Here is a 26,860-nt window from a genome sequence, read left to right as displayed (position 1 = left end):
TCGCGCGTGTCCACGCGTACCCGGTGTCACCGAGGAAAAGGAGGAAAACGGCGCTATGCCACGGTTCGGCGTTACCCGGAGTTCGGCGATCGGCCTACTGGCGGCGGTTCTGATCGGGAGCGTGGCGGGGAGTGCGCACGCGCATCCCGGTCGCGACGACTCGGTCGCGCAGAAATCGACCTGCGCGCTACCCGGCCAGCCCCGCCAGGACGACCTCCAGGCACGCGCACCCAGCCCCACGGCCATCGGCCAGATCGACGCCGTGCTGATCACCTCGGACTCCCGTCGTCCGATCCCCGGCGGCAAGGTGGTGCTCACCGGCTTCGACTCCTGCGGCGACACCGTCCACCGGCGGTTGACCACCGGGTCCGACGGGCAGGTCAGTTTCCGGGCCCTGCAGCCCGGCCGGTATCAGATCACCGCCTACGCCAGCGACGCGGCGGTCCGGTCGATCTCCTCGGCCGATATCGATCTCACCGTGTCGACCCGCAAGACCCTGCAGTTCACCGCGGGCACCGAGGACTTCATCCCGGCGACCGCGGACTGATCGTCACGGTTTCGGGGCCGGGCACGCACCCGGCCCCGAAACCCGTTGACAGCCAGCACGACCCGATCCACCGTGATACAAATCACCCAGAAGTGGAAGGGTGGTTTCCGGATGGAGCCGACAGCCGAACAACGCGCCGCGCTGGGCACGATCTGCGACACGTTCCTCCCCGGTGACGGCCTCGGGCTCCCCGCCGCGACCGAGCTGGGCGTGGTCGACACCATCCTCGGAATCCTCGCGCGCAACCCGCGCGAAGCCGATCGCGAACAGCTCGCCCTACTGCTGGGGCTGTGGGACTCCCCGCTGCTGGGCCTGCTCACCGGCAACGGTCCGCGTCGGTTCTCCTCTCTGTCGCAGCAGCGGCGCGAAGCCGCGCTGCTGCGCCTGGGCGATTCCCGCCTCGCCCCGGCACGGGCGATCTTCCAAGCCCTCAAACAGGCCGCATTGCTCGCCTACAACGTCACCCCGGGCCCGACCGGCGAGAATCCACTGTGGAAGCAGATCGGCTATCCACCGCCGCCGGGCAGACGGGCGGACGCCCCCGAGCCCGCGCTCAGCCCGCAGCGCTTCACCACGCCCACCACCCTGGACTGCGATGTCGTGGTCGTCGGGTCCGGTGGGGGTGCGGCCGCGGCGGTGCTGGCCGAGGCGGGCCTGGACGTGGTCGTGCTCGAACGCGGCGGCTACTACGACGACCGGGACTTCGGCGACGGCGAGCTGGCCGCCCTGACCAGTCTCTACGCGCCCGGTCCCCCGACCACGGCGGAGGGCCAGCTCACCTTGGTGGCGGGCAGTTGTCTGGGCGGGGGCACCGTCGTCAACTGGACCACCTCGCTGCCCACCCCGGACCGTGTGCGCGCCGAGTGGGCCGACACCGGCGTCCCGCAGTTCGCCACCGACGAGTTCGGGGACGCGCTCGCGGCGGTGCGGCGACGGCTCGGGGTGACCGAGCGCAAGTCACCGCTGTCGGCGCGCGACGGTGTGCTCGAACGCGGGGCGCGGGCGCTGGGCTGGGAGGTCGGCACGCTGCCGCGCAATGTGAGCGAGGCGTGCGACGCCGGAATCGAGTGCGGGCGCTGCGGTTACGGCTGCCGGGTGGGTGCCAAGCAGTCGACGACCAAGACCTGGCTGGCCGACGCCGCGGCGCACGGCGCCCGGTTGGTGGTCGACGCCGAGGTCCGCGCGATCACCGTCAGCGCGGGGCGGGCCGAATCGGTGAGCGCGCGCACCGGCGACGGCGTGGAGATCACGGTGCGAGCCCGCGCGGTGGTCGTGGCGGCGGGCGCGATCCAGACCCCGGCGCTGCTGCGCCGCTCCGGACTGCGCAACGAGAACATCGGGCGACACCTGCGGCTGCATCCGGCGGCGGCGGTCTTCGGCGTGTTCGAGGAGGAGATCCGGCCCTGGGAAGGCGCGTTGCAGGGGCGCATCAGCAGGCAGCACGCCGATCTCGACGGCCACGGTTACGGCGTCATCTACGAGACCGGGCCGGTGCATCCCGGCCTGGCCACCGGTTTCCTGAACTGGCGTGGCGCCGAGGCGCATCGGGCGAACCTGCGGGACTTCGCGCGGACGAACTCCATCGGCGTGATCACCCGAGATCGCGATCCGGGCAGCGTCGGCATCGATCGCGGTGGCGAACCGGTGGTGAAATACCGTCTCTCCGACTACGACGCCGCCCATCTGCACACCGGGATCGTCGGGGCTGCCTCGATCCTCGAAGCCGCGGGCGCGCAACGGATCTACTCCGGTCATCAGGCGGGTGTCTCCTTCGAGCCCGGCGTGCGCGGTTCGCTCGCCGAGTTCGACACCGCGTGCGCGAAGGCCGGATACGGGCCGGGCCGGTGCGCGATGGGCGCCCTGCACATCATGGGATCGGCGCGCATGGGCGGCAGTGCCGCGCGCTCGGCCACCGACCCCGACGGCGCGACCTGGGAGGTGCCCAACATCGTGGTGGCCGACGGTTCCAGCTTCCCCACCGCGCCGGGCGTGAACCCGATGGTCACCATCGAGGCGATCGGATACATGAACGCGCGCAGGCTGGCGGCCCGGCTGACCTGACCCCGTGACCGGCTAGGCTGCCGGAGTCACGGTACGGAAACAGGGAGGGGAGCCCGGTGACCGCAGTGGAGGACACCTTCGCGGGCTATCGCATCGAGGGCACCCTCGGGCAGGGCGGGATGGGCACGGTCTACCGGGCCCGGCATCCGCGCCTGCCGCGCACGGTCGCGCTCAAGCTGCTCAACCGGTCGGTGTCCGACGATCCCGAACTGCGTCGCCGCTTCGAGCAGGAGGCCGACATCGTCGCTGGCCTGGACCATCCCGGCATCGTCGGCGTCTACGACCGCGGCACCCACGACGGACACCTGTGGATCTCCATGCGTTTCGTCGAGGGCACCGACGCCACCCGCCTCGACCCACGGACCCCGCCCGAACAGCTGCTGCGCTACGTGGCCGAGACCGCCGAGGCCCTGGACTACGCGCACCGCCACGGCGTACTGCACCGCGACGTGAAACCCGCCAACATCCTGGTCTCGGCACCCGACGGGACCGAATCCCGGGCCCTGCTCACCGATTTCGGCATAGCCCGCTTGGTCGAGGCCGATACCAAACTCACCGCCACCGGCACCTTCACCGCGACCCTGGCCTACGCCTCCCCCGAACAGCTCTCCGGCGAGGTGGTCGACGCGCGTAGCGACCAGTACTCGCTGGCGTGCACGCTGTACATGCTGCTGGCCGGGCAACCACCGTTCCCGGCCACCAATCCGGCGCAGGTGATCGCCGGACACCTCTCCCAGCCGGTCCCGCCGCTGACCGGGGTGCGGCCGGGACTACCCGCCGCACTGGACGCGGTGCTGGCGCGGGCGATGGCCAAACGTCGCGACGACCGCTTCGCCAGCTGCCGCGAGTTCGTCACCGTCGCGCGGGAAGCACTGCTGCACAACACCTTTCCGACGCCACCCAACAGCCACACCCCGGCGGGCGGCCATGCGACACCAGCCGCACATACCCCCTCCAGCGGACATCCGCTGTCGCCGGGATACGCACAGCGCCCCGGCCACCTGTCCGCCGACGGCCACGCACTACCGCAGGGATACGCCCAGCAACCCGGCCACACGTCTTCTGCCGGACACCCGCTGACACCGGGGATTCCGCAGCACACTCCGGCCGGTGGCCCTGGGTTGCGACCCGGGTACGCACCCCGGTACCCCTCCGGGCCCGGCTACGGTCCCGCGCCGAAGGTGCCCGGTGGCGACGCCAAGACGGCCGCCGTGCTCGCCGTCCTGATCGGCCTGGGCAGCGGTTTCATCGGGCTGTCCATGCTGGGGCATCTGGTCTCCATGCACCCGGACGACACCGGCTACCGCACCGGTTCGCTGACCTACACCCAGGATCTGTGGATGACCATGGGCGCGGTCGGCCTGCTGCTACCGCCTTCGGTCCTCTCGCTCATCGGCGCGGTCGCGCTGTTCCTGCGCCGCCGGGCGGGCCGGATCTTCACGCTGCTCGGCGCGACCATGTTGCTGCTGTTCGCCTTCGTCATGGCGGGCATGAGCCTCACCGACGGTGACTCCAGCTGGATCATCGCCGGACTCTGCGTCGCGATCCTGCCCGCCCTCACCATCCTCGCGGCCCGTTCCAAAGGCACCGCACGCTGGCTCGACCAGCCGCGATACTGACCCTCGCTCAGTGCGCCGCCGCGCGCACCCGATGCTCGGCCAGATGACTCAGCACCGCCTGGTTCGCCTCCCACCCGTCCGGGAACTTCACCGGCACACCGAGATGCACCGGTTCGGCCGACGGGTGCGCGTCGAGCAATTCGGGAATCCCCGCGCGCCCCACCACGATGCACGCGTGCCGATGGCGGGACGCGAGCACGCACAACCGCCCCGCCTCCAGGTGGAAGGCGCTCGCGTCGCGCCGCCCGGAGAGCGGATGCAGCACGAGGGTGACGTCGTATTCGCGGCCCTGTAGGCGGTTGGCGGTGTCGACGGTGACCGGCTCGGCCGCTGTGCCCCGCAGTGCCACGCGGACCGCGTCGGCCTGGTCGCGATGCGCGGTGCCGATGGCCACCCGGTCGACGGTCACCGGCCTGCTGCCCGCCTCCGAATGCGCGGTCGCGCCGCGCTCGATCAGCCGGGCGGCGAGGGCGGCGAGCGCGCTGACCGCCTCCCGGTCGGTGCGCAGGGTGTGCCGGGCCGGGAGTTCGTACCAGCCCCAGCCGGTTGCGGCCGCCTCCTCGAGCACCGCGTCGACCGGACCGCCCAGGCCCCGCGTACCGAATTCCATGCGGCGATCACCGAATCCGGTCCCCGACTGGAAGGGGGTGAACGGATAGAACGCCGTCGACACCACCGGTGCTGCGGTGGCGGGCAGCCGCCACGACACCGGCAGCCGATGGGTGGGGATGTTGTCGTTGTTGGCCAGCATCACGCTCACCGCGCTCATGGTCGGGTCCCAGGTCAGGCCCGCCCAGCGCGCGGTCTCCACGGTGGCGAACGGGTCGAGCTGGCCGGGGTCGCCCACGAACAGGCCGCGATCGAAGCGATTCGCGATGCGCAGCAACATGTCCGAGCGCATCTGGTACGCCTCGTCGATGATGGCGTGCGACCAACTGCCCTCGGTGACGGTGGCCCACTTGGCCGCCGTGCCGATGACGATGACGCGGTCGGCGAGATCGGCGGGCTTGGTGGCCACCCGGACATTGCCGTGCTGCTCGACGCGGTCGCTCACCACGTAGGCCGCGCTGGACAACCGGCCGATGCGCAGGGCCGGGTCGGCCCCGGCGAGCCGGTCGATGAGGTCGTCGACCTGTTCGTTGGTCTGGGCCACGATCATCCGCTGCTCGTCGTCCTCGGCGAGCTGCCGGGCCGCGCGCACCACCAGCGTGGATTTGCCCGCGCCGGGCGGAGAGTCGACCACCAGCGCGCGATGACTCGCGTCGCGCAGATCGGTGAGGATGTCGGCGACGGCCTGATCCGGGCTGGTCACAGTGGGTCCTCTCCGTCGTCGGTGGCGTCGTGCGCGTATTCCGGCGGCGGGCCGCCGTGGGTCCACGGGGTGTCCTCGCGGGCGGGCAGATTCAGCTGGCCGGTGAACGGCGACGGGGTGAAGCGCGCGAAGCCGAGTTCGTCCTCGGTGGCGGGGACGCTGCCCGGCTCGGGCACGAGCTTGCGGCCCATCCCGCCGGACAGTTCGAGCACCAGGGTGTCGCCGTCGATCTCGACCACCACCCCGGACTGCTTGGGGCGTTCCACGCAGGTCAGTTCCTCACCGAGGACAGCGGTGAACGGGTCGGAGGTGCGGAGGTGGATGTGCGGGCGCAGTTTCGGGCGGGCGCCGGAGCGGTCGAGCCGTTCGGGTTCGCTGTGCACCACGGTGCCGCGGAAGGCCGCGCCGGAGACGCGGTGTTCGAGCATGAGCAGCGGATCGTCGAAGGCGCACTGGGCCTGGAGCGCTTCGAGCGCGCGCTCGCGTTGCAGCAGTTTGCGCACCGCGCGCACGGCCGGGTCGCGGCGCGACTGCGGGGTGCCCTCGGCCAGTTCGGTCGCGAAATAGGAGAAGGCGCCGCGATCGTCGGTCCAGCGGGTCTCCACGCTGGCACCCTCGGGCAGCGCGCGCAGCAACTCGATTCCGCGCCACATGAGCCGCCAGGTGGGTTCGAGCTGACCCCGCAGCGAGCGTTCCAACCGTTCGGCCGCCACCGAGCGGGCCGTGTCGTCGGCGGCGGCGTTGTAGGCGGCGATCAGCGGGGCGAGTTCCTCGTTGTCGAAGCCGGGGTCGGTGGCCGGTCCGGCGGGCGGCGAGCGCAGCGGGTCCTCGGCCAGGGCGGCGGCCTCGGCGCCGGTGAGTCCGCGTGGCGGGTCGATCCAGCCCAGCAGGGCGGCGAGATTGCCGTCCTCGAGCGAGGATTGGCCCGAGGCCCAGTGCGCGGCGAGCACCGAGGTCAGCGCGGGCAGCACCGCCGAACCGGGGTGTTCGGCGCGGTCACCGAACCAGGTGAGCCAGCGGCCCAGCAGCGGAACGGCGGCCGGGACCGGGTTGTCGCCGTCGGTGCGGTGGAAGCGCACCGAGCGGCCCAGCAGCGCGAGGAAGTGCTGGCCGCCGGGGTTGGGGGTCCACAGTTGTGGGGCGTCCAGGGCGCGGGTGTAGGTCTCGCCCGCCTTGCTGGTCAGCTCCTCGACCTCGGTCAGGAACGAGGCCAGGTACGGCAGGACCACGTCGGCGAGCTGTTCGATGAAGCGCAGGCGCAGCACCCGGTCGCGGGGCTGGGGCACGGTGAGCACGTTCTGGTCGCCGGGCGCGGTGCCGATCATGATCGCCAGCGGCGCGGCGGCCTCCCCCGCCAGCCGCAACGGCACCGCCACCAGCGGCCGCTCGGCCAGGTGGACGTGGCGCACGGCGGCGGTCGGCTGCGCCCGCCCCGAACGCACGGCCTCGGCCTTGGCCAGCGCCGACAGCACGCTCATCCCGCGATCTCCAGCCGCAACCGGTGCGCGGTGCGCAGCACGGCGGTGATGTCGGCGTGCTCGGGCCCCGGCTCCAGGGTGCCGTCGGCCAGGCCGAGCACGGTGTGCAGATTGTCGATGCCGCCCACCTCGTCGCACACCCCGCGCCCCAGCGCGTCCAGCGAACCGCAGGTGCGGGCCTCGTCGCGGCAGGCGAAGGCCAACTCGCAGCTCGACATGCACTCGGGCGCGTAGCGCGCGGGGATGGCCGCGACGGTCTTCTCCAGGCCCTCACCGGGCGCGAAGGTGGCCTCCGGCGGCAACAGCTCGAGCAGTTCGGGAATGGCGGTGAGCCGGGTGAGCTGCCTGCCCACCACCGCCAGCTGCTTGCGCAGGTCGACCAGTTCGGCCGTCGGCCGGTTGCTGAAGTCCTTGGCGCACACCAGGATCACCTGGTGCGACACCAGCTCCGGTGACTGCCCGATCGCGCTCATCAATTCGCGCAACGCGATGACGTACACCGCCGACTGCCGCGCGGCCGCCGCGACCTGCGCCGGATCGGCCTGCCCGTCGATCACCGGGAACGCCTTGATCTCGACGACGTGGAACTTGCCGTCGAGCTGCACCGCCACCACATCGGGTTCCAGATACGCGGTGGCTCCGGCGATGTCCAGGCGCAGCATCGGGTGATCGAACAGGGTGCCGTCCCCGGCCTCGATGGTGCTCTTCAGCAACTGCTTGGTGCGCTGGTAGCGCACCGCGTTGCCGGTGTTCTCGGCGACCGAGTTCAGGTCGTGGTAGGCGACTTCGGGCACGGTGAGCCCGAGCTTGTCACGCAGCAGCGCCAGCAGTTCGGCGCAGCCGTTGGCCTTGACCATCGACTCGAAGGCATTGCCACGGGTGATGGCGAACTGCGACTGGCCGAATTGCGGTGGGAAACCCAGAGACTGGGCGATGGCGGTCTTGTCCACCGCGGCCGCGTCGAGCAGGGCGCGGCGGGCGCAGCCCGGGTTGGCCGTCAAGGCGGCGATGGTGCGGGCATTGTGCCTGGTCGCGGGCGCCGCGCCGCGCAACTGATCCAACTGTGCCGCGAGAGTGCTCATTTCACCTCGATCCGTCGCCGGTCGGCCACGCCGAGCCGGACACCGAATAGTTGCGCGGCCGGTTCCGCGAGCTGGTCGGCCGCCCGGTGCGCGGCGTCGCGCCGCTGCCGCGCGTCCTCGTCCTCGTGCACCGCCAGTTCCCTTCGCGCCGCGTCGATCACCGTCGCCGGGTCGAGCGCGTCCGGCGCGCCGCGCACGCCGGGGATCGAGACGGCGAGCCGCCACAGTACGCGCCTGCCCGCCGATTCCGTGGCAGGCTGCGCCGCGAGGTGTTCGGCGAGCCGGATCGCCGAGACCAGCAGGTCCACCCGGGGACTGAGCGGTCCGACCATCCGCCGTTCCAGCGGCCAGGAACTCACCGCCATCAGCCCGCGCGCGGGCGCCAGCAGATCGGTGGTGAGCGCGGCGCACAGGTAGTACGGCCGCGAATAGGGCGCCGAGCGGAAGGAACGTTCCTCGTCGCGGCGCAGGCTGGTGAGCCGCGCGGGCAGCAACTCCCCGGAGAAGAACGCGTCGTGGGTGGCCAGCACCAGTTTCGGCGAGGACGGCACCGACAGCAGCGTCAGCGCGCGGTGCACATGCTCGCGCACCGGCACCCCGGGCGCCTCGACCTGCTCGGGTTCCTCCGGCATCGACCCGAGTACCACGGTGTCCCAGTCGGTTTCGGCCTGTCGCAGGCGCGCCCGCAACTGGCGGGCCGCGGCCCGGTCGCCGGACGCGGCGGCCCGGCGCACCTCGGCCCGCAATCCGCTGATGCGCGCCTCCAGCTCCTCGGCCGAGTCCGTCACGCGTCGGAGCGTATCCACAGCTACCAGTATTGTCCAGTGAATGCCAGTATTTTTCGTCGCGCGGAGGCGAAGTGTGCGGCCGGGTCGGGTCACCGAATAACCTGGGGCGATGACCGCAGCTGCAGATCGTTCACTCGGACCGGAACTGGCACGCATCGAGACCCTCTCTCCGGATACCGATGTGCTGGTGATCGGATTGACCTCCTCGGAGAACGGGCCCGCCATCGTTCCGGCCGACCTGTTCAGCGATGTGCTCACCCCCGAGGTCCGCGCGGAACTGCTCGACGCGCTGGGCGCGGTGGGCGCCAAGGGCAAGCCCGAAGAGCTCACCCGGGTGCCCGCGCCCGCGCTGCTGGCCGATGTCACCAGCGTGCTCGCCGTCGGGCTCGGCGCGGCCGAGAAGATCGACGCCGAACAGGTCCGCCGCAGCGCGGGCGTGGCGGGCCGAGCGCTCGCCGGGACCGAACTCGTCGCCAGCACCCTGTCGGGGATCGACCTGGGCGCCGCGGCCGAGGGTTTCTACCTGGGCGCCTACACCTTCAGCGCGTTCAAGTCGGCCAAGAGCGCACCCAAGCCCGACGAGCAGCCGGTGCTGCGCGTCGAACTGCTGGTGCCCGAACCGGAATTCGGCGTGCTGGAGCTGCTGCGCGCCCAGCTGGTGGCCGAGGCCGTCGCCACCGCGCGCGATTTCGTCAACACCCCGCCCAGCGCGCTGTACCCGGCCGAGTTCGCCGAGCGCGCCCGCGTGCTGGCCGAGGCCGCCGGGCTCGAGGTCGAGGTGCTCGACGAGAACGCGCTGGCCGCAGCCGGTTACGGCGGCATCATCGGCGTCGGCCAGGGCTCCTCGCGCCCGCCGCGGCTGGTGCGCATCCACTACGCGGGCGGCCCGAAGAAGATCGCGCTGGTCGGCAAGGGCATCACCTTCGACACCGGCGGCATCTCCATCAAGCCCGCCGCCAATATGGAGAACATGACCTCCGACATGGCCGGGGCGGCGGCGGTCATCGCGACAGTGCTGCTGGCCGCGCGGCTCGGGCTGCCGGTCACCGTCACCGCGACGGTGCCGATGGCCGAGAACATGCCCTCGGCCACCGCGCAGCGCCCCGGCGACGTGCTCACCCAGTACGGCGGCACCACCGTCGAGGTCATCAACACCGACGCCGAGGGCAGGCTCATCCTGGCCGACGCGATCGTGCGCGCCGCCGAGGACGAGCCCGACTACCTGATCGACGTCGCCACTCTCACCGGCGCCCAGATGGTCGCCCTGGGCACCCGCACCCCGGGCGTGCTGGGCACCGAGGAGTTCCGCGACCGCGTCGCGGCCACCTCGCGCGCGGTCGGCGAGCACGGCTGGGCCATGCCCATGCCCGCCGAACTGCGCGCCGACATCAATTCCAAGGTCGCCGACCTGGCCAATGTCGCGCCGCACCGCTGGGGCGGCATGCTCTCGGCGGCGCTGTTCCTCAAGGAGTTCGTGCCCGAGGGCGTGCAGTGGGCGCACCTGGACGTGGCCGGTCCGGCCTACAACACCGGCGGGCCGTTCGGCTACATCGGCAAGGGCGGCACCGGGGTGCCGGTGCGCACACTCATCACCGTGATCGAGCAGATCGGCGCCGAGTAGTCACTCGTCGCGTGCTTCGCGTTCCCGCCGCCGCTCGACGCGGCGGCGGGCGTCGTAGTCGCGCATCCGCTGCGGGTACCCGGTCCGGTTCACGTCGTACACCGGAATCCGCAGTACTCCGGCCAGCCGTCGCGCCCCGCGCTCGCCGACGACGCGGCGGGTCCATTCCCCATCCGCGGCCACCAGCACCGCTGTGACATCGGTCACAGTCGTTTTCGGTTCGACGAACGCCTCCACGCCGCGCCGGGCGCGCGCCCACTCCGCGAGCGCGTCGAGTTCCGCGGCGTACCCACGGGCGACGTTCCTGCTCGTGCGGCGCCCGCCGCGGAAACGATCCAGCAAACCCATCGGTAGCGACCTCCGCCGTCGCGGCGGAATTCTGCTCACCGCCGTACATTCCATGGTGCCAGCTCCGCCCGTATCGCCGCCCAGCGCTCCGCCGTCGGCGCGCGAGTGCAAGGATGGTTGCCGGAACAAGAAACCGACGATTCCCGAACGCCTCACCGTGACGGCGGGGTGGACGAACGCCGCGACCCGCGACGGGTGTCTGCCGGGGTCGAAGCACTGTTGTATTACCCGTCTAACAGTCAGAGGAGACAGAGGACATGGCCTTCTCCGTCCAGATGCCAGCTCTTGGTGAGAGCGTCACCGAGGGAACGGTGACCAGGTGGCTGAAGCAGGAAGGAGACACGGTCGAAGTCGACGAACCGCTGCTCGAAGTCTCCACCGACAAAGTCGATACCGAGATCCCGTCGCCGACCGCCGGTGTGCTGTCGAAGATCGTGGCCCAGGAAGACGACATCGTCGAGGTCGGCGGTGAGCTCGGTGTGATCAGCGAGCCCGGCGAAGCCGCCGCGTCCGCGCCCGCCGCGCCCGCCGCCCCCGCCGAACCCGCCGCGGCTCCCGAGCCCACCCCCGAACCCGAGCCCACCCCGGCCCCCCAGGCCGAGCAGGCCCCCGCGGCCGAGCAGGCCCCGGCCGCCGCGCCCGCCGCCGCCTCCGGCACCCCGGTGAAGATGCCCGAACTGGGCGAGTCGGTCACCGAGGGCACCGTGACCCGGTGGCTCAAGGCCGTCGGTGACGACGTCGCCGTCGACGAGCCGCTGCTCGAGGTGTCCACCGACAAGGTCGACACCGAGATCCCCTCGCCCGTCGCGGGCACGCTGCTCGAGATCTCGGCGCAGGAGGACGACATCGTCGCCGTCGGTGGCCAGCTGGGCGTGATCGGCAGCGGTTCGCCCGCCGCCGCACCCGCCCCGGCCCCCGAGCCCGAGCCGCAACCCGCCCCGAAGCCCGAGCCCGCTCCGGCGCCGAAGCCCGAGCCCGCCGCCGCGGCGCCCGCCCCGAAGCCCGAGCCCGAGCCCGCCCCGAAGCCCGCTCCGGCTCCGGCCGCGAAGCCCGCCGCGGCCCCGTCGGCCTCGGCCAACGGCAGCACCCCGTACGTCACCCCGCTGGTGCGCAAGCTGGCCGACGAGAACAACGTCGATCTGTCGAGCATCAAGGGTTCCGGCGTCGGCGGCCGCATCCGCAAGCAGGACGTGCTCGCCGCCGCCGAGGCCGCCAAGGCGCCCGCGCCCTCGGCCGCTCCGGCCGCCGCACCGGCCGCGCCCGCGGCCAAGGAATCGGCCGCGCCGAAGCTGGCCGGTCTGGTCGGCACCACGCAGAAGGCCAGCCGCATCCGGCAGATCACCGCGACCAAGACGCGCGAATCGCTGCAGAGCACCGCGCAGCTGACCCAGGTCCACGAGGCCGACGTCACCAAGATCGCGCATCTGCGCCAGCTGGCCAAGGCCTCGTTCAAGTCGCGCGAGGGCGTCAACCTGACGTACCTGCCGTTCTTCGCCAAGGCCGTGGTCGAGGCCCTCGGGGTGCACCCGAACGTGAACGCCTCCTACAACGAGGACACCAAGGAGATCACCTACCACGCGTCGGTGCACCTGGGTATCGCGGTCGACACCGAGCAGGGTCTGCTCTCGCCGGTCATCCACAACGCCAGCGACCTGTCGCTGGCCGGGCTGGCCCGCGCGATCGCCGACATCGCCCACCGCGCCCGCACCGGTGGTCTGAAGCCGGACGAGCTGTCCGGCGGCACCTTCACCATCACCAACATCGGCTCCGAGGGCGCGCTGTTCGACACTCCGATCCTGGTTCCGCCGCAGGCGGCCATGCTCGGCACGGGCGCGATCGTCAAGCGCCCGGTGGTGGTGACCGACGAGAACGGCAGCGAGTCCATCGGTGTCCGCTCGATGGTGTACCTGCCGCTGACCTACGATCACCGCCTCATCGACGGTGCCGACGCGGGTCGTTTCCTCACCACCATCAAGAACCGGCTCGAAGACTCGGCGTTCGAGGCCGATCTCGGCCTGTAGTCGGGGAATCCGATTCGATGAAGGTGGTGATCGCCGGTTCGTCCGGACTGATCGGGACGGCGCTCGTCGCGGCTCTGCGCCGCGACGGGCACCAGGTCTCCCGGCTGGTGCGCCGCGCGGCCGCGGCACCGGACGAATTCACCTGGGATCCCGCGCGCGCCCAGCTCGACGAGCGGGCGTTGCGCGGGGCCGACGCCGTGGTGAACCTGTGCGGCGCGAGCCTGGGCGCGCGCCGCTGGAACGGCGGCTACAAGCAGTTGCTGCGCGACAGCCGGATCACCCCCACCGATGTCCTCGCGGTCGCCGTGGCCGCCGCCGGGGTGCCGACGCTGGTCAACGCCAGCGGCTCGCACTACTACGGCGGCGGCACCGGCGACGCGATCGTCGACGAGACCGCCCCCGCCGGAACGGGTTTCCTGGCCACGCTGTGCCGGGACTGGGAAGCCGCTACCGCACCGGCCACCGCCGCGGGTACCCGCACCGTGCTCATCCGCAGCGCCGTGGTGCTGGCCCGCAACGGCGGCATGCTGAGCATGCTGCATCCGCTGTACTGGCTGGGCCTGGGCGGACGCCTGGGCAGCGGCCGCCAGTACACCCCTTGGATCTCTCTCGACGACGAGATCGGCGCGATCGTCTTCGCGTTGACCGATCCGGAGGTCTCCGGCCCGGTCAACGCCGTCGGCCCCGCGCCCGTCACCAACGCCGAGTTCAACCGTGCCCTGGGCCGCGCCCTGCACCGGCCGACCCCGATCGTGGTCCCCGGTTTCGCGCTGCGCGCGCTGGTGGGCGAGCTCGCCGACGAGGCGCTGTTGCGCGGTCCGCGCGCGATTCCCGGCGTCCTCGAACAGGCGGGCTACACCTTCCAGCACCCGACCATCGGTGCCGCGTTGGCCGCCGCCGTCGGCCGATCGTGAGGTCCGAGATGCTGATCCGCGACGCCGACAAGGACGACCTGCCCGCCGTGCTGGTCATCCACAACACCAATATCGCCGAGTCGACCGCCATCTGGGACACCGATGAGGTCGACCTCGACGACCGCCTCACCTGGTTCGCCGACCGCACTGCCGCGCGCATGCCGATCCTGATCGCCGAGATCGACGGCGAGGTCGCCGGTTACGCCTCCTACGGTCAGTGGCGTCCCAAGTCCGGCTACCGCTTCACCGTCGAGAACTCCGTCTACGTCGACAGCCGCTTCCAGCGCCGCGGCATCGCCACCGCCCTGCTCACGGCCCTGATCGACCGCGCCACGGACTCCGGCCGCGTCCACGTCATGGTCGCGGCCATCGAATCCGGCAACACCGGCTCGATCACGCTGCACGAACGCTTCGGCTTCCACACCGTCGGCGAACTCCCCGAAGTGGGCCACAAGTTCGGCCGCTGGATGGACCTCACCCTCATGCAGCGCGCCTTCCCCCTCGAACCCTGACCGCGCGCTGTCCCCACCGACACGTTCGCGCCGACCGTCCGCACTGACGCCGCCGTCCGGGGCGTAACGTCAGCACCGTGAACACCACGCGCCGCACCGCGTCCGCACGGTTCGATTCGACCCCGATCGTGGTCGAGAACCTCGGACTCATCGATTATCACGCCGCCTGGGAGCTGCAACGGCAGATCGCCGACGAGCGGGCCGAAGGCACCGGCAGCGATCGTCTGCTGCTGCTCGAGCATCCCTCGGTCTACACCGCGGGCCGCCGCACCGAGGAGGCGGACCTGCCGATCGACGGCACGCCGGTGGTGCAGGTCGACCGGGGCGGCAAGATCACCTGGCACGGGCCGGGGCAGCTGGTGGGCTATCCGATCATCCGGTTGGCCGAGCCCGTCGACGTGGTGCAGTACGTACGCAGGCTGGAAGAGGCGCTGATCCAGGTGATCACCGGCCTCGGTGTCTCCTGCGGTCGGGTCGACGGCCGCTCCGGTGTGTGGCTGCCCGCCACCGGGTTCCTCCCCGAACGCAAGGTCGCCGCGGTCGGGGTGCGCGTCCAGCGCGGGGTGGCCCTGCACGGCATCTCACTGAACTGCAATTCCGCCCTCGACGGCTTCGACGCGATCGTGCCCTGCGGCATCCGCGACGCCGGTGTCACCACGCTGACCCGCGAACTCGGCCGCGAGGTCACCGTCGCCGAGGTGGAACCGCTCGTCGCGGCCGCCATCATCGCCGCCCTGGACGGGGAAATTCCCGTCGCGGCACATGACATTGATCGCACCACCGGCCCGGCGAACGCGCAGGCCCCGAGCGTAGAGTCGGTCCAGTGAGCCCCGTAGACGCCTCTGCCCCCGCCGGACGCAAGCTGCTGCGCATCGAGGCGCGCAACGCGGAGACCCCGATCGAGCGCAAACCCAAGTGGATTCGCACCCGCGCCACCATGGGCCCGGAATACACCGAGCTCAAGGGCCTGGTGAAACGCGAAGGCCTGCACACGGTCTGCGAGGAAGCGGGCTGCCCCAACATCTTCGAATGCTGGGAGGACCGCGAGGCCACCTTCCTCATCGGCGGTGAACAGTGCACCCGCCGCTGCGACTTCTGCCAGATCGACACCGGCAAGCCCGCCGCCCTCGACCGCGACGAGCCCCGCCGCGTCGCCGAGAGCGTCCAGGCCATGGGCCTGCGCTACTCCACCATCACCGGCGTGGCCCGCGACGACCTCGACGACGGCGGCGCCTGGCTCTACGCCGAGACCGTCAACGCCATCAAGCGGCTCAACCCCAACACCGGCGTCGAACTGCTCATCCCCGACTTCAACGCCGACCCCGACCAGCTCGCCGAGGTCTTCGCCTCGCGTCCCGAGGTCCTGGCCCACAACCTGGAGACGGTGCCGCGCATCTTCAAGCGCATCCGCCCGGCCTTCCGCTACGAGCGCTCCCTGGCCGTCATCACCGCCGCCCGCGAGGCCGGTCTGGTCACCAAGTCCAACCTCATCCTCGGTATGGGCGAGACCCCCGAGGAAGTCACCGAGGCCATGCGCGACCTGCACGAAGCGGGCTGCGACATCCTCACCATCACCCAGTACCTGCGCCCGAGCCCTCGCCACCACCCCGTCGACCGCTGGGTCAAGCCGGAGGAATTCGTCGAACACTCCAAGTTCGCCGAAACCCTCGGCTTCGCGGGCGTCATGGCGGGCCCGCTGGTCCGCTCCTCCTACCGCGCGGGCCGCCTCTACGCCCAGGCCATGGCCCACCACGGCCGCGAAATCCCCGAGGCCATGACCCACCTGGCCCAGGAAGGCACCGCCTCCCAGGAAGCCAGCTCCGTGCTGGCCCGCTTCGGCGGCTGACAGCGTCGGGCCAGGGCTCGGTGAGCTCTGGCTCGCCCGTAGACTCAGGGTCCCCTCATCCCCCCGGAAGGACCCATGTCGAAGTTCGAGAATGTCTCCGTCACCAAGCAGGCCAATGTCTACTTCGACGGGAAGTGCGTCAGTTACAGCCTGGAGCTGGCCGACGGGACCAAGAAGTCGGTCGGCGTCATCCAGCCGTCGAGCCTGACCTTCGGCACCGCCGCCCCCGAGGTCATGGAACTGGTCGCGGGCGAGGCCAAGGTGACGCTGGCCGGATCCACCGACACCGTCACCTACCGCGCGGGCGAGTCGTTCTCGATCCCCGGTGACAGCTCGTTCGACATCGAGGTCGTCGACACCATGCACTACATCTGCCACTACGGCTGATCGTCGCGGACCGGGGCCCATCCCGCCCCGGTCCGATGTCACTCGTTCGCCCCGCGAAGGACCGTTCGCATGCTATGAATTGTCTTGTCAGGCAATTCATAACGGACGCGAGTCCGACCGGGGGGAACCATGTCCGACATCACCGGGCAGCGCCGTACCCACTGGGCCGAGAAGCACCTCGCCGCACACCCGCACCTCACCGCCGCACAGCGTGTTCGCCCTCGTGTTCACCGACGCGGCGCCGCCCCGGACACCACCCCCACCGACAGCCTGTTCGACCGCACCGACCTCGACGAGGAGACCAGGGCGAGCTTCCTGGCACGCCCGTTCCGCGACTGGACCACCTTCCTCGATCCCGAACAGCTCGCCCTCGTGCACACCAACTTCACCGGTCCGGCCCGGTTCAGCGGCCCGGCGGGAACCGGGAAATCCGTGGTCGCGCTGCACCGCATGGCACATTTCGCCAAGCGCAATCCCGGCCGTCTGCTGTTCACCAGCTTCGTCCGCACCCTGCCCACCTATCACCGCTCCGGCTTCGCGCGTATCGCTCCGGCGGCGGCCGATCGCGCCGAGTTCGTCGGCCTGCACGCGTGGACGACCCGGTTCCTCGAACGCCGCCGTGTCACCTTCGATCTCGACGTGGACGGCAGCGACGACGCGATGGCGCGCACGTGGATGGGGGTGCGCGATCGGCTCGACGGTTACGAGGGCACCGACTACCAGTACTGGGAAGACGAGATCCGGCGGGTGATCAAAGGCCGCGGCCTGGGCACCCTGGACGAGTACAGAGCCATCGTGCGATCCGGACGCAACGGCCTGCAGCTCAACGGCAGCTGCTCCTCGTCGGCGACGGCCAGCAGCAGGTGTACACCGGCGGCTGGCGCCTGTCCGACGCCGGAATTCCGCTGCCGGGTGGCCGTGGTCGTGTCCTGCGCACGAACTACCGCAACCGCGCCGCCGTCCTGGAACTCGCCAAGAACCTCGAGGCGGGCAACACCGTCGACGACCTCGACGGCGGCCGCGGCTTCGTCCTGCGCGACAGCACCGGCACGCTGCCCGACGGCCAGGCCGTGGAACTGCACCTGACCCGCGCCGAACTCGACGCCGTCAAAGTCGGGACCGTGCACCGGGCGAAGGGCATGGACTTCGCCGCCGTCTTCCACATCACCACCGAACCCGCGACGCCCGCCACCGTGCGCGGCGCGACCCGCGATCGGCGGGAACTCGCGGCACGGCAGAAGCTGGTCGCGGTGACCCGCGCCCGCGACTACGCCTGGCTCGCCTACGTCACCGACAGCTGACCGGCGATGATCTAGAGGAAAGCCGACGGGTACGCGCCGATCAAGGCCCAGGATGCGTGGCACCTTAGGGCGGGGACCCGGCCAGCAGCGAGTACAGGGTGCAGGCGAGGGAGCGTCGCCGACACCGTGCCCGCCGGAGTGAGCCGCGAGGAATCGACGACCCGGGCGATACCGAAGTCGGTCTACCCAGCCACAGCGCCTACTGCCACCCGGATCACCGGTGCGGGCCCGCGACCTGGGCCGATCGACGAAATGTCCCCTATGGTGGGATGTTTCGCGCTCCGCGTGCCTCGTTCTGCCGGACTGGCGCGCAAAACGATGCGCAAACGTTTCATGCTCGGGCAATGCGAGCTACAGTCGAGAAATGGGCATCGACTGTTCGATCGTTGTCTCCGCACCCCGCGACGAGGTGTTCGCCTGGTTCGCGCGTCCTGGGGCCTTCACCCGGCTCGCGCCACCGTGGCAGCCGGTCCGGCTGCTGAGCGAGTCCGACGACCTGGCCCGGGGCAGCGCCGTGCTCGGGCTGCCGGGTGGGCTGCGCTGGGTTGCACGGCACGACCCGGGCGCCTATGACCCGCCGCACCGATTCGCCGACGCCATCGCCATCGATGGGCTCGCCTCGATACCGGTCGGTCGACTGCTGCCCTGGCGCCACACCCACGAGTTCACCGCCGTCGACGACGAGCACACCCGCGTCATCGACCGCGTCGACACCCCGCTGCCCGTCCGCGTGCTGCGCCCGATGTTCGACTATCGCCACCGCCAGCTCACCGACGACCTGGCCGCGCACCGACGGGCCGCCGAGCACGGGTTCACCGCGCGCACCATCGCGGTGAGCGGCGCGTCCGGGATGGTGGGCACGGCCCTGTGCGCGTTCCTGTCCACCGGCGGCCATCGCGTCGTCCGCCTCGTCCGCCACGCGCCGACCAGCCCGGACGAACGCCGGTGGGACACCGAGAATCCCGCCCCCGACCTGCTGAACGGCATCGACGCGGTCGTCCATCTGGCGGGTGCGTCGATCGCGGGCCGGTTCACCGAGGACCACCGTCGCGCCATCGCCGACAGTCGGATCGGCCCCACCCGCGCCCTGGCCGAGATCGCGGGTCGCTGCGGGGTCGGCGCGTTCGTCTGCGCCTCGGCCATCGGCTACTACGGCTACGACCGCGGCGACGAGATCCTCCCCGAAACCGCCGACCCCGGTGACGGTTTCCTGGCCGAGGTGGTCACCGGGTGGGAAGCGGCCGCTGAGGCCGCCGACACCCGGGTCGTGCAGGTACGCACCGGCATCGTCCAATCCCCGGCGGGCGGCACCCTGCGATTGCTGCGTCCCCTGTTCGCGGCCGGTCTCGGCGGCCGGATCGGCGACGGCGCCCAATGGCAGTCCTGGATCGGCCTCGACGACCTCGTCGACGTGTATCACCGTGCGCTCTGGGACGATTCGCTCACCGGCCCGGTCAACGCGGTCGCGCCGAATCCGGTGCGCAACACCGAGTACACCGCGACACTCGCCCACGTACTGCACCGGCCCGCACTCCTGCCGGTCCCCACCTTCGGCCCCGCCCTGCTGCTGGGACGTCAGGGGGCGCGCGAGCTGGCCGAGGCGAGTCAGCGGGTGTCCCCGCACCGGCTGTCCACGGTCGATCACGTCTTCCGGACCCCGCACCTCGAACAGACCCTGCGCCACCTCCTGGGCCGCTGACAGCAAACGATTCATAAACGATGCAAATCGCGGCGAAAGCTGTCACAATCGATACGTGAACGCAGAGCACGCGACAGCGCGGCAGCCCGCCACCTCCCTCCTGGGTGACGAGCGGTCCGCCGGATTCCCCCGATGGCTCGCGCGCACGCAGCTCGCGGTGCGTGATCATGTCGGCGAGTTCGTCCGCGACCGCTGCCGGGCGGAACTCGATCCCCGGGGTTTCTCCCTCCCGGGGCAACTGATGCTCGACTTCGCGACCGGCGGCAAGGGCGTGCGGTCGGTGTTCGTCTACCTCGGCTGGTTGTGCGGGGGCAGCGGCGAATCCGACGCCGCCCTGCGCGCGGCGGCCAGTACCGAACTCCTGCACGCCTTCGCCCTGGTGCAGGACGACGTGATGGACGAGTCGCCGCTGCGGCGGGGACGGCCGTCGACGCACCGACGGCTCGCCGCCTGGCACCGGGACCGGGGCCTGTCGGGATCGGCGGAGCGCTTCGGCGAGTCCGCGGCGATCCTGCTCGCCGACCTGTATCTGGTGTGGGCCGAGCGCATGCTGCGCGAGAGCGGTGTCGGCGCGGCGGCGCTGGAACGGGCGTGGCCCCGCTACGACGCGATGCGCGGCGAACTGGCGGTCGGTCAGCTCGCGGATCTGACCAACGACGCGACCCTCGTCCCCGCCGTGGACACGGTGATGGACATCGCGCGCCGCAAATCGGGCAACTACACGGTGCGACGCCCGCTCGAACTGGGTGCCGCTCTGGCGGGCTGCGACGACACCGTGCTGACGGTGCTCGGCGCCTACGGCACGGCGATCGGCGAAGCGTTCCAGCTGCGTGACGACCTGCTCGGCGTCTTCGGCGACCCGGCGACCACCGGCAAACCCCGCGGCGACGACATCCGAGAACGCAAGGCCACCACCGTGATCGCGCTGGCCGATCAGCTCGCCGAGCCGTCGGATCGTGCCCGCCTGCGCGCGCTGTGGACCGCCGAGTCCATCGACGAGCGGGGCGTCGCGCTGGCACAGACGGTCATCACCGACAGCGGCGCGCGGCAGGGCGCCGAGCGGATGATCCAGGCCCGCCTCGACCACGCGCATCGATTGCTCGACAGTGCCGAGCTCGAGCCGTCGGTCGCCGACGCGCTGCTCCGGATGGCCGAGTTGTGCACCCACCGACGGCACTGATCCGCCGTCCCCATCCGACGATCCGAGCGTGAGGAACAGATGCGAGCGATAGCGGGAAAGACCGATGACGTGGTGGTGGTCGGAGCGGGCCTGGCCGGTCTGGCGGCCGCGCTGCACCTGGCCGGACGCGGGCGCACGGTCACGGTCGTCGAACGCGAGACCGTCCCCGGTGGCCGCGCCGGTCGACGCGATGTCGCGGGCTACCGGCTCGACACCGGACCCTCCGTCCTGACCATGCCCGACATCGTCGCCGATGCCCTCGACGCGGTCGGCGACAGCCTCGAGGCACGACTGGAACTGCTGCCCGTCGTCCCCGCCTATCGGGCGCACTTCGCCGACGGCAGCGGATTGGACATCCACAGCGACGCGGCGGCGATGGAGGAATCGATCGCGGCCTTCGCCGGTCCCGGGCAGGTCGAGGGGTATCGGCGCCTGCGCGCGTGGCTGAGCGAGCTCTACCGCGTCGAATTCGACCGATTCGTCGCCGCCAACTTCGATTCCCCGCTCTCGCTGCTGACCCCGGCGCTGGCCCGCCTGGTCGCGCTGGGCGGATTCCGACGCCTGGACCGCGCGGTCGCGTCGTTCCTGAGCGACGAACGCCTGCGCCGGGTGTTCACCTTCCAATCCCTCTACGCGGGAGTGGCGCCGCAGCGCGCGCTCGCGCTCTACGCGGTGATCTCCTACATGGACACCGTGGGCGGGGTCTACTTCCCGCGCGGCGGCGTGCGCGCGCTCCCCGACGCGCTGGCCGCCGCGGCCGCGGATGCCGGAGTGCGCTTCCGCTACGGCGAGACGGTCGACGCGCTGGAACGACGCGGCGCCACGATCACCGCGGTGCGCACCGAGACCGGACAGCGCATCCCCTGCGACGCGGTCGTCCTGGCGACCGAACTGCCGACCGCCTACGCCTTGCTCGATCGCGTTCCGCGCCGCCCGACGACATGGCGTCCCGCGCCGTCGGCCGTCGTCATGCATGTCGGCCTGCCCACCACCGTGCCGACCGCACACCACAATCTGGTCTTCGGCGCCGCGTGGGAACAGACCTTCGACGAACTGATCCGGACGGGACAGCGGATGTCGGACCCGTCGCTGTTGGTCACCCGCCCGACCGCCACCGACCCCGCGCTGGCGCCACCCGGTCACGACCTGTTCACCGTGCTCGCGCCCGTTCCCAACCTGCACCGCGACGACCCGGACTGGGACCGTCACGCCGCCGCCTACGGCGCCGAACTCACCGCGACCGTCGAGGACCGCCTGGTGCCGAACTTCGTCACCGACGCGCACATCGTGCACCTGGACACCCCCGCCGACTGGGCACGCCAGGGCCTGCTCGCCGGAACCCCGTTCTCGCTGGCGCACACCTTCGCCCAGACCGGCCCCTTCCGGCCGTCGAACCTGCCCCGCGGCACGACCAACGCGGTGCTGGCCGGTTGCGGCACCGTCCCCGGGGTCGGTGTGCCGACGGCACTGCTCTCGGGTCGCCTCGCCGCCGACCGCATCACCGGCGTCCCGGCCGGAGCACGACGGTCGATCGTGGCCGAGGAGGTGCGGCGATGATCCGCGGAGAACTCGACGCCGCCGGTATCCACGACGAGCGGTTGCGGGCGGCGTATCAGCGCTGCCGCGATCTCAACGCGCGACACGGACGCACGTTCTTCCTCGCCACGCGCCTGCTCGCCCCCGCCCAGCGACCGGCGATCCACGCCCTCTACGGCTTCGCGCGCTGGGCCGACGACATCGTCGACGAACCCCCGGCCGCCGGGGTCGTCGACGCCCCCGCGACACGTCTGGCGGCGGTGGCCCGCGACCTGCGCGCCAGCCTGTCCGACCCGCCGGGAACCGACCCGATCCTGGCCGCGCTGGCCGACACCGTCACCCGATACCGCATCGACACCGTCCTGTTCGACGACTTCCTCGACTCGATGCGCATGGACCTGACGGTGACCGACTACCCCGACCGCGCCGCGCTGGATCGCTACGTGCACGGATCGGCGGCGGTCATCGGTCTGCAGGTGCTGCCCGTCCTCGGCACGGTCGTCCCCCGCGCCGAGGCCGCCCCCTACGCCGCGGCCCTGGGAAAGGCGTTCCAGCTCACCAACTTCCTGCGCGACATCGCCGAAGACCTCGACCGCGGCCGGGTGTATCTGCCCGCCGACGAACTCGCCGCCTTCGGCGTGGACCGAGACCGGCTGCGGTGGTGCCGCGAGCGTCGGTGTGTCGATTCCGAGGTCCGCGCGGCCCTGGCGGCGCAGCACGCCGTCGCCCGCGACTGGTATCGCTTCGCCGACACCGGGATCGCGCTGCTCGATCCGGTGTCGCGACCGTGCGTCGCCACGGCCGCCGTGCTCTACGCCGAGATTCTCGACCGCATCGAGGACAGCGAGTTCGCGGTGTTCGAGACCCGCGCCACCGTGGGCAATGCCCGCCGCGCGCGCGTCGCCGGTTCGGCGTTGGCGCGGGCGTGGTGGGCCCGCCGTGCCGGTCACGCGAACAGGCTCGCCCCGGCCAGCGAGCCCGGATGACGCCGACGTCCCGCGACACTGCATCAGTTGTGCATCGTTTCTCGCCACCATCGTTCCACCCTCCTAAAATCGAACACGACTTCCCGATCCCGCCGACCGTGAGATGAGACCGGCAGAACCGACACGACGACCCGCACGAAGGAGCGAATGATGAACAGTCACTACAGGCGAGCGGCCGGTGTCGGATTCGGCGCGGCCATCGCGATCGCGGGAGTCATCGCGATCGCTCCGACAGCCGCCGCGGCGCCGGTGGAGTGCCGCGCACCGGGCGCCGCCGCGGCCGAGAACTCCTCGGATACCGCGCAGTGTTCCGCGACGAGCGTCGGCGGGAGCGCCGCCGCCGCGTACGGCATCGAGGGATCGGCCACCTCCACCGCCGGGCAGCAGGCTCTCGCGCTGGCGATCGCCGTCGGCGGGGGAACGGCCACGTCACAGGCCCAGGGCCTGTCGGGACCGGCCGCGCTCGCGCTGGGCCCGGGCGCGGTGGTCGACGCCACCGGTGTGCGCCCCGGCCTGTCCATCGGTGTCGCCGGACCCGGCGCCACCGTCACCATCGACGGGGTGAGCACGCCGACCTGCGCCGGAGGCCCCGCCCTGGCCGGTGATTTCCAGACGCTGCAAGGCTGCGTCGCTCTGGGATGAGGCGACGACGGCCCGTTCCGTCGACGATCTCAGCGCAACGCGTCGACCGCGTCGGCGAGCGAACCGATCCGCGTCACCTCGGCGGGCAAGCTCACCCAGTCCCAGCCGGGTCCGCCCACGAAAACCCGTGCGCCCGCGTCGACTCCGGCCAGCACCGCCGAGGTCAACGCGCTCGATTCGCGCTGCGACCACAGCAGCAGCGAGACCGGCCCGGCCGCACGCGCCATGGCACCGGCCAGCGCCACGGTCGGCACATCGGCACCGAGCATCCGCGCGCCCGTGCCCTGCTCGGCGAGCGCCGCGCGGAGCACTTCCAAAGGGAGCGCGTGGGTTTCACCCCCGGTGCAGGCCAGGACGATGGTGTGGCCGCCACCCGAGGGCGCGGTGCGCACCCGCTGCATCACCGCGGCGATCGACCACGACAGCAGGTGCTCGACATCGATGCAGTTCTCGCCCACACCCTGGCGCGCCACGATGTCGGCGAAGGCCGGTCGGCACAGCTCCTCCCAGGTGCGGACCACGCCGTACGCGCGCACATGCGCCTCGATCCGCTCGACGGTGGCCGAGGAGTCCAGGGCGAAGGCGGCATCGAGCAGGGCCGCGCGGTCACCGGCGGGCACGGCCGACCCGCGCACCGCCGCCGCGGCGCCCGCCGGACTCGCGCCGTCGCGGATCAATGTGAGCATGCGTTCCAGCAGGGCGATGTCGGCCTCGGTGTAGAGGCGGTGCTTGCCGGGGCGCGCCTGCGTCGGACCGATGGCGTAGCGACGATTCCAACTGCGCAGGGTGGCGGTCGGGATGCCGAGACGATCCGCCACCGCGCGCACCGTGTATCCGGCCGCATCGGAGGCAGGGGCGGCACCGGCGAGCATCGTTCCATTCTGACCGATCGCGCCGCGCCCGCGTGTCATAGCCATGCCCTCACGGAACTCCTCTCGCCAGCTGCATCGATTATGCATCGTTCACTGTTAATATGTCAGTATCACCGACCGAGGAGGACCAGTGCGTTTCCCCCGTTCCACTGCTTCGTCGTTCCGCGTGGCGCTGGCCGCCTGCGCCACCGTCGGTGCCGCCGTGGTGGCCGCCGCGACCGCCCACGCCGCGCCTCCGGCTCCGGTGCCGTCGCTGGAACTCGATCGGTACCTGGGCGTCTGGCACCAACTCGCCGCCGTCCCCGCCCCGTTCAGCCTGAACTGCGCGGGCGACACCACCGCCACCTACACCCTCGAGGAATCCGGGGACGTCGGCGTCTACAACCGCTGCCGCACCTGGACCGGCGGTGTCGACGAGATCCGCGGCAGCGCGACGGTCACCGATCCCGTCACCAACGCGCAACTGCACGTGTCCTTCCCGAGCGTGCCCGGCCAGGACCAGCGCACCGGCGCGCCCAACTACATCGTCACCGCGCTGGGCCCGGACTACGCGTGGGCCGTCGTCACCGATCCGAGCCGCCTGTCCGGCTTCGTCCTGTCCCGCACGCCCGCCGTCGACGCCGCCACCTGGGACGACATCGACGCCGCCATCACCGCGGCGGGCCAGAACACCTGCGTGTACCTGACCACCCCCACCACCGGCGGCCGCACCGACATCGCCCCGCTGTGCGCCCGATGAGTGTCGCGATCGCCCTGTTCACCCGCGATCTGCGCCTGGCCGACAACCCGGTTCTCACCGCCGCGCACCGCGACAGCGACGCCGTCGTCGCGCTGTTCGTCATCGACGACCACCTCGTCCCCGACCGCTGCCCGCCCAATCGCGCCGCCTTCCTGTCCCGCGCGCTGGCCGAGCTGGACGAGCGCCTGCGCGGCATCGGCGGCCGACTGGTCGTGCGGCGCGGCACCCCCGCCGACGAGGTCGCCCGCGTGGTCGCCGAAACCGGTGCCAGCGCAGTCCATCTCGCCGAGGACGTCAGCGCCTACGCCACCCGCCGCCTCGATACCCTGCGCGACCGTCTCGCCGACACCGACTGCGCGGTGCGCACCCACAGCGCGGTCGTCACCGCCGCCGACCCCGCCGTGCTCACCCCCGCGACGGGCCGCGACCACTACGCGGTGTTCACCCCCTACTTCCGTCGCTGGCTCGACGCCCACCAGCGCACCCCCTTCCGCGCACCGCGCGCCCTCGACGTCCCCGACATCGCCAGCGACCCCCTCCCCGCCCCGGCCGACCTGTGCTCCGACGAGCCGTCCCCGAACTGCCCGACCGGCGGTGAGATCAGCGCCCGCGCCCTCCTGCGCACATGGCTCGCCGGACCGATCGAGGACTACGCCGAACGCAACGACGACCTCACCGCCGACGCCACCTCACACCTGTCCCCCCACCTGCATTTCGGCTGTTTGTCCCCCGTCGAGATCGTCCACCGCACCGACCTGTCCACCGACGGCGGTCACGCCTTCGCCCGTCAGCTGGCCTGGCGCGACTTCCACCACCAGCTCCTGGCCGCCCGCCCCGACACCGCCTGGTCCAGCTACCGCCCCGGCCCGTTCGCCGTCCGCGACGACCCCGACGCGGTGACCGCCTGGAAGCAGGGCCGCACCGGCTACCCGCTCATCGACGCCGCCCAACGCCAACTCGTCACCGACGGGTGGCTCCCCGGCCGCGCCCGCCTGATCTCCGCCTCCTTCTTCGCCAAATCCCTGCGCCTGGACTGGCGGATCGGCGCCGCCCACTTCCTGCACTGGCTCGTCGACGCCGACCTGGCCAACAACCAGCTCAACTGGCAGTGGGCCGCGGGCACCGGCACCGACACCCGCCCCAACCGCACCCTCAACCCCCTACGCCAAGCCGACCGCTACGACCCCGACGGCTCCTACACCCGCCACTGGCTCCCCGAACTCGCCCACCTCGAAGGCCCCGCCATCCACCGCCCCTGGCGCGCCGAAGTCCCCCACTCCACCTATCCCCCACCCCTCCTCGACGTCCCGGGCATGTGATCGCGCGCGGATGTCGGTGGCCCTTGCTAGTTTTCGCTCGTTCGAAGAAT

25 protein-coding genes are annotated in these 26,860 nt (G+C 71.5%); 19 read left to right on the top strand and 6 right to left on the bottom strand.

What is annotated here, in order from left to right; genetic code table 11:
- Window positions 1-121: 121 nt before the first annotated feature.
- The 3 genes from QC180_RS26130 (at window position 122) to QC180_RS26120 (ending at window position 4,227) form a co-directional block, all read left to right on the top strand.
- Entirely contained in the window at window positions 122-547 is a 426-nt protein-coding gene (locus tag QC180_RS26130) for a carboxypeptidase-like regulatory domain-containing protein (protein WP_278265479.1), read from the top strand.
- Between the two features lie 111 nt (window positions 548-658).
- Window positions 659-2,608, top strand: coding sequence for a GMC family oxidoreductase N-terminal domain-containing protein (locus QC180_RS26125; RefSeq protein ID WP_278265478.1), 1,950 nt, complete (start codon window positions 659-661; stop codon window positions 2,606-2,608).
- Window positions 2,609-2,664: 56 nt separating this feature from the next.
- Window positions 2,665-4,227 (top strand): serine/threonine-protein kinase, encoded by a 1,563-nt coding sequence (locus QC180_RS26120; RefSeq protein ID WP_278265477.1) that lies wholly within the window; start codon window positions 2,665-2,667, stop codon window positions 4,225-4,227.
- 7 nt (window positions 4,228-4,234) lie between these two features.
- Here QC180_RS26120 and QC180_RS26115 read toward each other — a convergent pair whose 3' ends face one another.
- Genes QC180_RS26115 through QC180_RS26100 form a run of 4 tightly spaced genes read right to left on the bottom strand, consistent with a single transcriptional unit; the run spans window position 4,235 to window position 8,887 of the window.
- Entirely contained in the window at window positions 4,235-5,539 is a 1,305-nt protein-coding gene (locus QC180_RS26115; protein ID WP_278265476.1) for an AAA domain-containing protein, read from the bottom strand.
- A complete protein-coding gene (locus QC180_RS26110) occupies window positions 5,536-7,017 on the bottom strand; it encodes a hypothetical protein (protein WP_278265475.1) in 1,482 nt (493 codons plus the stop codon). The genes QC180_RS26115 and QC180_RS26110 overlap by 4 nt, the downstream gene beginning before the upstream one ends.
- Window positions 7,014-8,099 carry a hypothetical protein gene (locus QC180_RS26105; RefSeq protein ID WP_278265474.1) on the bottom strand — a complete coding sequence of 362 codons (1,086 nt, stop codon included), beginning with the start codon at window positions 8,097-8,099 and terminating at the stop codon, window positions 7,014-7,016. The genes QC180_RS26110 and QC180_RS26105 overlap by 4 nt, the downstream gene beginning before the upstream one ends.
- A complete protein-coding gene (locus tag QC180_RS26100) occupies window positions 8,096-8,887 on the bottom strand; it encodes a hypothetical protein (RefSeq protein WP_278265473.1) in 792 nt (263 codons plus the stop codon). The genes QC180_RS26105 and QC180_RS26100 overlap by 4 nt, the downstream gene beginning before the upstream one ends.
- Window positions 8,888-8,996: 109 nt before the next feature.
- Here QC180_RS26100 and QC180_RS26095 point away from each other — a divergent pair, with 109 nt between their 5' ends.
- Window positions 8,997-10,508 carry a leucyl aminopeptidase gene (locus QC180_RS26095; protein ID WP_278265472.1) on the top strand — a complete coding sequence of 504 codons (1,512 nt, stop codon included), beginning with the start codon at window positions 8,997-8,999 and terminating at the stop codon, window positions 10,506-10,508.
- Here QC180_RS26095 and QC180_RS26090 read toward each other — a convergent pair whose 3' ends face one another.
- A complete protein-coding gene (locus tag QC180_RS26090) occupies window positions 10,509-10,856 on the bottom strand; it encodes an oxidoreductase (protein WP_278265471.1) in 348 nt (115 codons plus the stop codon). It lies immediately after the preceding gene.
- 257 nt (window positions 10,857-11,113) lie between these two features.
- Here QC180_RS26090 and sucB point away from each other — a divergent pair, with 257 nt between their 5' ends.
- From sucB to QC180_RS26025, 13 genes are all read left to right on the top strand, one after another.
- On the top strand, window positions 11,114-12,877 hold the full coding sequence (sucB, locus tag QC180_RS26085; protein WP_278265470.1) for a 2-oxoglutarate dehydrogenase, E2 component, dihydrolipoamide succinyltransferase: 1,764 nt from the start codon (window positions 11,114-11,116) through the stop codon (window positions 12,875-12,877).
- A 17-nt stretch (window positions 12,878-12,894) separates the two neighbouring features.
- The gene (locus QC180_RS26080; protein WP_278265469.1) at window positions 12,895-13,791 is read left to right on the top strand and encodes a TIGR01777 family oxidoreductase; all 897 of its coding nucleotides are present in this window, start codon (window positions 12,895-12,897) and stop codon (window positions 13,789-13,791) included.
- Window positions 13,792-13,799: 8 nt separating this feature from the next.
- Window positions 13,800-14,303, top strand: a complete 504-nt coding sequence (locus tag QC180_RS26075) for a GNAT family N-acetyltransferase (protein WP_278265468.1) — start codon at window positions 13,800-13,802, stop codon at window positions 14,301-14,303.
- 77 nt (window positions 14,304-14,380) lie between these two features.
- A complete protein-coding gene (gene lipB, locus QC180_RS26070; protein WP_278265467.1) occupies window positions 14,381-15,130 on the top strand; it encodes a lipoyl(octanoyl) transferase LipB in 750 nt (249 codons plus the stop codon).
- On the top strand, window positions 15,127-16,149 hold the full coding sequence (gene lipA / locus QC180_RS26065) for a lipoyl synthase (protein WP_278265466.1): 1,023 nt from the start codon (window positions 15,127-15,129) through the stop codon (window positions 16,147-16,149). Before lipB ends, lipA begins: the two co-directional genes overlap by 4 nt.
- A gap of 75 nt (window positions 16,150-16,224) precedes the next feature.
- Entirely contained in the window at window positions 16,225-16,536 is a 312-nt protein-coding gene (ppnP, locus tag QC180_RS26060) for a pyrimidine/purine nucleoside phosphorylase (protein WP_278265465.1), read from the top strand.
- 129 nt (window positions 16,537-16,665) lie between these two features.
- Entirely contained in the window at window positions 16,666-17,622 is a 957-nt protein-coding gene (locus tag QC180_RS26055; RefSeq protein ID WP_278265464.1) for a hypothetical protein, read from the top strand.
- A complete protein-coding gene (locus QC180_RS26050; protein ID WP_278265463.1) occupies window positions 17,607-17,837 on the top strand; it encodes a 3'-5' exonuclease in 231 nt (76 codons plus the stop codon). The genes QC180_RS26055 and QC180_RS26050 overlap by 16 nt, the downstream gene beginning before the upstream one ends.
- A gap of 364 nt (window positions 17,838-18,201) precedes the next feature.
- Window positions 18,202-19,536, top strand: a complete 1,335-nt coding sequence (locus QC180_RS26045) for a TIGR01777 family oxidoreductase (protein ID WP_278265462.1) — start codon at window positions 18,202-18,204, stop codon at window positions 19,534-19,536.
- A gap of 55 nt (window positions 19,537-19,591) precedes the next feature.
- Window positions 19,592-20,716: a polyprenyl synthetase family protein gene (locus tag QC180_RS26040; protein ID WP_278265461.1), complete on the top strand. Its 1,125-nt coding sequence runs from the start codon at window positions 19,592-19,594 to the stop codon at window positions 20,714-20,716.
- 39 nt (window positions 20,717-20,755) lie between these two features.
- Complete coding sequence (gene crtI / locus QC180_RS26035) at window positions 20,756-22,273, top strand: phytoene desaturase family protein (protein WP_278265460.1); 1,518 nt, start codon at window positions 20,756-20,758, stop codon at window positions 22,271-22,273.
- Window positions 22,270-23,238: a phytoene/squalene synthase family protein gene (locus QC180_RS26030; protein ID WP_278265459.1), complete on the top strand. Its 969-nt coding sequence runs from the start codon at window positions 22,270-22,272 to the stop codon at window positions 23,236-23,238. The genes crtI and QC180_RS26030 overlap by 4 nt, the downstream gene beginning before the upstream one ends.
- A 150-nt stretch (window positions 23,239-23,388) precedes the next feature.
- The gene (locus tag QC180_RS26025; RefSeq protein WP_278265458.1) at window positions 23,389-23,880 is read left to right on the top strand and encodes a DUF6764 family protein; all 492 of its coding nucleotides are present in this window, start codon (window positions 23,389-23,391) and stop codon (window positions 23,878-23,880) included.
- Window positions 23,881-23,909: 29 nt separating this feature from the next.
- Here the strand turns inward: QC180_RS26025 and QC180_RS26020 are convergent, their stop codons facing one another.
- The gene (locus QC180_RS26020) at window positions 23,910-24,752 is read right to left on the bottom strand and encodes a MerR family transcriptional regulator (RefSeq protein ID WP_278265457.1); all 843 of its coding nucleotides are present in this window, start codon (window positions 24,750-24,752) and stop codon (window positions 23,910-23,912) included.
- 130 nt (window positions 24,753-24,882) lie between these two features.
- Here QC180_RS26020 and QC180_RS26015 point away from each other — a divergent pair, with 130 nt between their 5' ends.
- Entirely contained in the window at window positions 24,883-25,491 is a 609-nt protein-coding gene (locus QC180_RS26015) for a lipocalin family protein (protein WP_474646539.1), read from the top strand.
- The gene (locus QC180_RS26010; protein WP_278265456.1) at window positions 25,488-26,810 is read left to right on the top strand and encodes a cryptochrome/photolyase family protein; all 1,323 of its coding nucleotides are present in this window, start codon (window positions 25,488-25,490) and stop codon (window positions 26,808-26,810) included. The genes QC180_RS26015 and QC180_RS26010 overlap by 4 nt, the downstream gene beginning before the upstream one ends.
- The last annotated feature ends 50 nt before the right edge of the window (window positions 26,811-26,860 follow it).

The sequence above is a fragment of the Nocardia anocheti genome (genome assembly GCF_029675105.1).
Taxonomy (GTDB): domain Bacteria; phylum Actinomycetota; class Actinomycetes; order Mycobacteriales; family Mycobacteriaceae; genus Nocardia.
Note: the sequence above shows the minus strand (reverse complement) of the source record. Positions and strands in the feature narration are given on the sequence as shown.